Raw genomic sequence first — 4,615 nt, forward strand, 5'->3', positions numbered from 1 at the left:
CGTCGCACAAATAAAAAAAGGCACGGCGAGTTTAGAGCAATTACAAAGGCTAAAAGATGATTTAGAAGCTAGTGAGTATTTAGGCTATGATTACAAACTTTTTAATCCTTTTGATGATGAAATACCGCAAAATTTAGCCAAAGTAGCAGATGAAGCGATACCGAAAAAAGAGAGTGCACAGAGTGCAAAGGCACAGCTAAGGTCGCATTTTAGCGGTAAAAAATTAACCGATACGCAAAGGGCAGAGCTAAGAGCTATAATAGAAAAAGAATACAACATAACTCCTATTAAAGAGTTTGGCACTAATTACGCAGAGTATTATCACGACGGCAAAGGAGCGGTTAAAAAGCTTTTAATTGAAAAACAAGGGCAAGTAGCTGGGGCTTTTTATAAATACGGCTTAGGCGATATTGATTTGGTTTGGGGTAAAACTAACGATGAGCTAAACGGCTTTGGGCTAGAAAAAATCGCAAAAAAGCATTTAGGCGACTTTGTGGAGTTTAACGGGGTTACACCTTATGAAAAACTAGCAAATGGACTAAATGAGATAATCAAAAATGGCGAAGTGGCAGATAAAAACGGCGTAAAAACGATACTTTATAACAACAAAGATAAGGTTTATGCGGTTGGATTAAGCAAAGGGTGGCACGGCAATGGCGAAAATGAGTGGGTTATAACAGCGTATGAAAAGAAAAATTTTAAGAATGGTAGCGGCGACAGCAAGACCATTTCTGCTTATGCTGAAATTAAAGAGGCAAAGACACCTGCCTCAACCGCCGATAATATTATACCACAAAACGAAGCCAAAGGCGAAGTTTCTTTAAAAAATAGCGATGATTTTATCCCATTCTCACACCCAGTTATCGGTGGAGGGCTTTTTGGCGGAGCTTTAAACGGCGTTAGTCGTGATGAAAACGGCGACGTTAGCCTTAACTTTGATGACTTCATAAAGGGCTTTTTTGGTGGGGCTGTTGGGGCAAAATTAGCAAGTGCTGGGCTTAAAAAATCAGCTCCAAATCTTTATAAGAAGTTTATGGGATACGCTAATAAATACCCAAAAATGGCACAAACTAACCCTGAACTTTTAGGCACAATGCTAAGAAGTGGCAGAGATAGTGAGCTTAAAGAGTTAGAGCGAAATTTAAGGTAAGAACTGCCAAGATTTTCTTGGTAGTTTGACAAAAATATCAAATACTCCAAAAATGGGCTAGTTTTTGGAGTGCCCTTTTTGATAAATTAAGCCATATTTTACAAAAAAGGATACAAAAAATGGCAATTACTTCAACTGGATTTCAAACACCAGCAACGAGCAGAGTTGGGTTAGCACCCTCAGTTTATGATAAAGTCCTATTAATAGGAGCAGATGAAACTCCCCTGCTTACTTTAATGGGACAAGGCTCAAAGGTCACAAGCACAAAGCACAGCTGGATAACCGACACCCTAGCCGAGCCAAAGAAAAACGCACAACTTGAAATTTCAGATTTTACGGGCGCTAAAAAAAGCACAAAGCAAGAGCTATCAAACAACACGCAGATTTTTACGACCGAAGTTATGGTCTCAAAGACAATGCAAGCGGTTAAAACCTATGGCGGTAAAGAGCTAGAACACGAAATTTCAAAAGCAGCCAAAGAGCATAAGTTAGATATAGAATACGCCCTTTTAGGACTTGGCAGAGATAGCAACGTAAAGCTTTCAGTGTTTAAAGAGCCAACGGCAAGGACTGATAGCAGTGCTGCTGAAATGGCGGGACTATTTCATTACGTAGCAAAGGGCGTGGGGGCGTTTAGCAGTGGTAAGCGTGGCAATGTTTTAGCCTTTGATAGCACTGGCAACTGGCAAGGCGCAGCAACACCATTAACCGAAAACGAGCTAAGCCAAATTTTACAGCAAATCTGGGATAGTGGAGCTACACCAAAGGACGTATTTATCGGAGCAACACTAAAAAAAGCGATAAATAAAATCGCAACTAGGCAATTTGGCAACGATAAAGCTATAAACACGAGAGTGGTTACACTTGAAACGGATTTTGGCAAGGTAAATTTTAGAATGCACCGCTTTTTAAGTAAAAAATACGGACTTGATGACGTCCTAATCGCTGGGGACTTCTCATACGCTAAAAACGGACTTTTAATCCCTACGACCATTGAGGACGTGGCAACCAGCAAAACAGCAAAACAAAAACGCTATTACACAGAGTGTAGCCTAGAAGTAAGAGTGCCTGACGCTTTTGCTATCGGAGTTGGCTTAAAGGCTTAAAGTGTTAGCAGCTAGGTTTTTACGGCTTATGGAGCTAAAAAACAAAGGGGGAATAAAACTCCCCGAGCCTGATATGTTAGGCGATTTAGTCGTTGAAGCGATTTTATCAGTCGCCTCAAAGTGTGTCCCTAGCGACCTATTAGAACGCTACAAATCGCCAAATATGCAGGTTTTTAGAAACGTAGGCAATGAGTGTTTTATTAGAATGCCAAAAACTCCTGATTTTTTAGGAGAGCCATATAAGCATATTGATATAAACGAGGACTTAGCTTACGCCGTGCTTTATGAAACGCTTTATTTGCTTAATAAAGAGCCGTTTTTTAAAACACGAGCATTAGAAATCATAGCAGATTATAACGCAAACGAGGGCAAAGACATTGATGATATTAGAAAAAATTAACGCCATAAATTTATATGAGCTATTTTTAAAAATGGCAAAGGATTTATGGGACATAAGGCAATTTGCTTATAGAGCAATGGATGATAGAAGCGAAATAATGCCTTTTGTTTTTAGAGGAGAGGTTAAATGATAGATATTTACAGCCTAAAATTAGCAGAGGAGAAATTAGAAGCTCTTAATGTTGTCCTCGTGCAAATTGATGAGCTAAAACGTGCTTTTGAAATTTTAGATTTAAGAGAGGTTAAACAGCTAGGAGCGGATATAAAAGAAGCCGAGAAAAACATAAACTCCGCAAAACTAGCCGTTGAAACGATAAAGGCACAAGTTGAAAATAGCCAAACACAAGCCGATTTAAAATTTCAAGCCATAAATAGCATTTTTAGCACAATAGACCCACTAAAAAACGAGCTAAACGCTTTAAAGCAAACAGCTACGAGCATACAAAACGAGATATTTTTAGCACGTGATAATCTAACCGCCCAAAAGGGCGAGATTAGTCAAAAAATCGCCGATTTTGGCGAAAAATTACAGCGATTTAATGTAAATTTCGCAGTTTATGAAAATCTAGGCAATAATTTACCAACACTAACGCAAGACTACAACAACGCAAAGCGTGAATATGAAAAATCAAAGCTAGATTATGGTTTAAAAGCCGATGAAGTTAATGCAAAATTAGCACAACTTGACACAAAAGGTAGCGAGTTATTAAGGGAGCTTGACACAAAAAACACCGATATTACGCAAGGCTTAGAGCAGATAAGAAATATCCAAAGCGTGGTAAGTAGTGGTTTTATAGATGACGCACAAACAAAAACAAACAAAACATACAGCTCGTCAAAAATCGCAGATGAGATAATTAAAAAAAATCAAGCAGTGCTAAGCTCGGCACAAGACTACACAACTAACGCCATAAACACAGCAAAAGCTCAAATAATGCAAGAAGTAACAAGAGATATAATTGACGCAAAGATTACTCTATTTTCAGAACATATTACAACCAAACTAGGCAAAACGGAAAACGCCGTCAGTGCCTCAAAGCTAGAATATGCAAGAACCATTAACGGCGTCGCCTTTGACGGAACAAGAGACATCACAATCGCTGATAACACCAAGCTACCACTAGCAACTTACACCACCGATAAACCAACATTTGCTACCAAAACCGAGCTAAACACCAAGTTAGACGCAGCAACATATAACGCAGAAAAACGAACTCCCTTTGCAAACCATATCATTTGGAGCATAGGAGCTACGCAAAAAGAAGGAGCAGTTAAGCATTTTACAGATTTTAATGCCGTCTTTACCGAAGCACTTAAATACCGCAAAGCTACACATACTGATAGATATATCCAGCTTCATCTTACAAGCGACATAGTGATAAATCAGCAAATATATATTAATTGTTGTGATTTATCATTTCTTAGGATTTATGGTGGCAGAACGACAGCAGATAATGGCTTTAAAATTATAGCAGGACCTAATTTACCAGCTAATCACTTTTTATTTTTCTTTGATTTAGGCACAAAAGTACCATTATTTTATGGCATTACATTTAAAGGTAGATGGCTACCAAATAGTGGGGCTAGACCAACAGCTGCTGCAACTAATAGCGTAAATACAAACGGCATAAGAATTTCAGGTTTTAGTCAAGGCATTGTTTTTGATAAGTGTAAGTTTGAAAATTTAAACGAAGCCATTCGTTGTCAAAACGCCTCTTATGTTTATTTTGGCAATGCACTTACCGAGTTTAATATGTGTAGTATCGGCATAAATGCTTATGATTTAGCTTATGTTTTATTACACCAACCAACCCTGCAAAACTGCATAAAAGCGGTAAGAACTTGTAGTGGAACGCAAATATATTGCTTTAAATGCGTATTTAAAAAGAATAACCTAGCCATAGCCACTGAAACAAATGCCACAACTACGCTTTATCTGTGCACTTTGCCACCAAACACA

The 4,615-nt window shown here is 38.4% G+C and carries 5 protein-coding genes; all 5 read left to right on the forward strand.

All coding sequences use genetic code 11. From position 1 onward, the window contains the following. On the forward strand, window positions 1-1,150 hold a 1,150-nt coding region (locus tag NYG85_RS11715), incomplete at its 5' end, for a putative barnase/colicin E5 family endoribonuclease (protein ID WP_489752960.1). Window positions 1,151-1,269: 119 nt separating this feature from the next. Beyond that, on the forward strand, window positions 1,270-2,256 hold the full coding sequence (locus tag NYG85_RS11720) for an SU10 major capsid protein (protein ID WP_284938832.1): 987 nt from the start codon (window positions 1,270-1,272) through the stop codon (window positions 2,254-2,256). A 1-nt stretch (window position 2,257) separates the two neighbouring features. After that, entirely contained in the window at window positions 2,258-2,656 is a 399-nt protein-coding gene (locus tag NYG85_RS11725) for a hypothetical protein (protein WP_284938834.1), read from the forward strand. After that, window positions 2,637-2,786, forward strand: a complete 150-nt coding sequence (locus tag NYG85_RS11730; RefSeq protein ID WP_284938836.1) for a hypothetical protein — start codon at window positions 2,637-2,639, stop codon at window positions 2,784-2,786. Before NYG85_RS11725 ends, NYG85_RS11730 begins: the two co-directional genes overlap by 20 nt. Next, window positions 2,783-4,615, forward strand: a 1,833-nt coding sequence (locus NYG85_RS11735; RefSeq protein ID WP_284938837.1) for a coiled-coil domain-containing protein, incomplete at its 3' end; no start/stop codon positions are given. The genes NYG85_RS11730 and NYG85_RS11735, both read left to right, overlap by 4 nt.

Origin of the sequence: Campylobacter gastrosuis, assembly GCF_030249845.1 — a bacterium.
Taxonomy (GTDB): domain Bacteria; phylum Campylobacterota; class Campylobacteria; order Campylobacterales; family Campylobacteraceae; genus Campylobacter_A; species Campylobacter_A gastrosuis.

Excerpts from the sequence above, each read along its gene's own strand:
- NYG85_RS11720 (WP_284938832.1), top strand. The coding sequence starts at position 1,270 with ATGGCAATTACTTCAACTGGATTTCAAACACCAGCAACGAGCAGAGTT.
- NYG85_RS11730 (WP_284938836.1), top strand. The coding sequence starts at position 2,637 with ATGATATTAGAAAAAATTAACGCCATAAATTTATATGAGCTATTTTTA.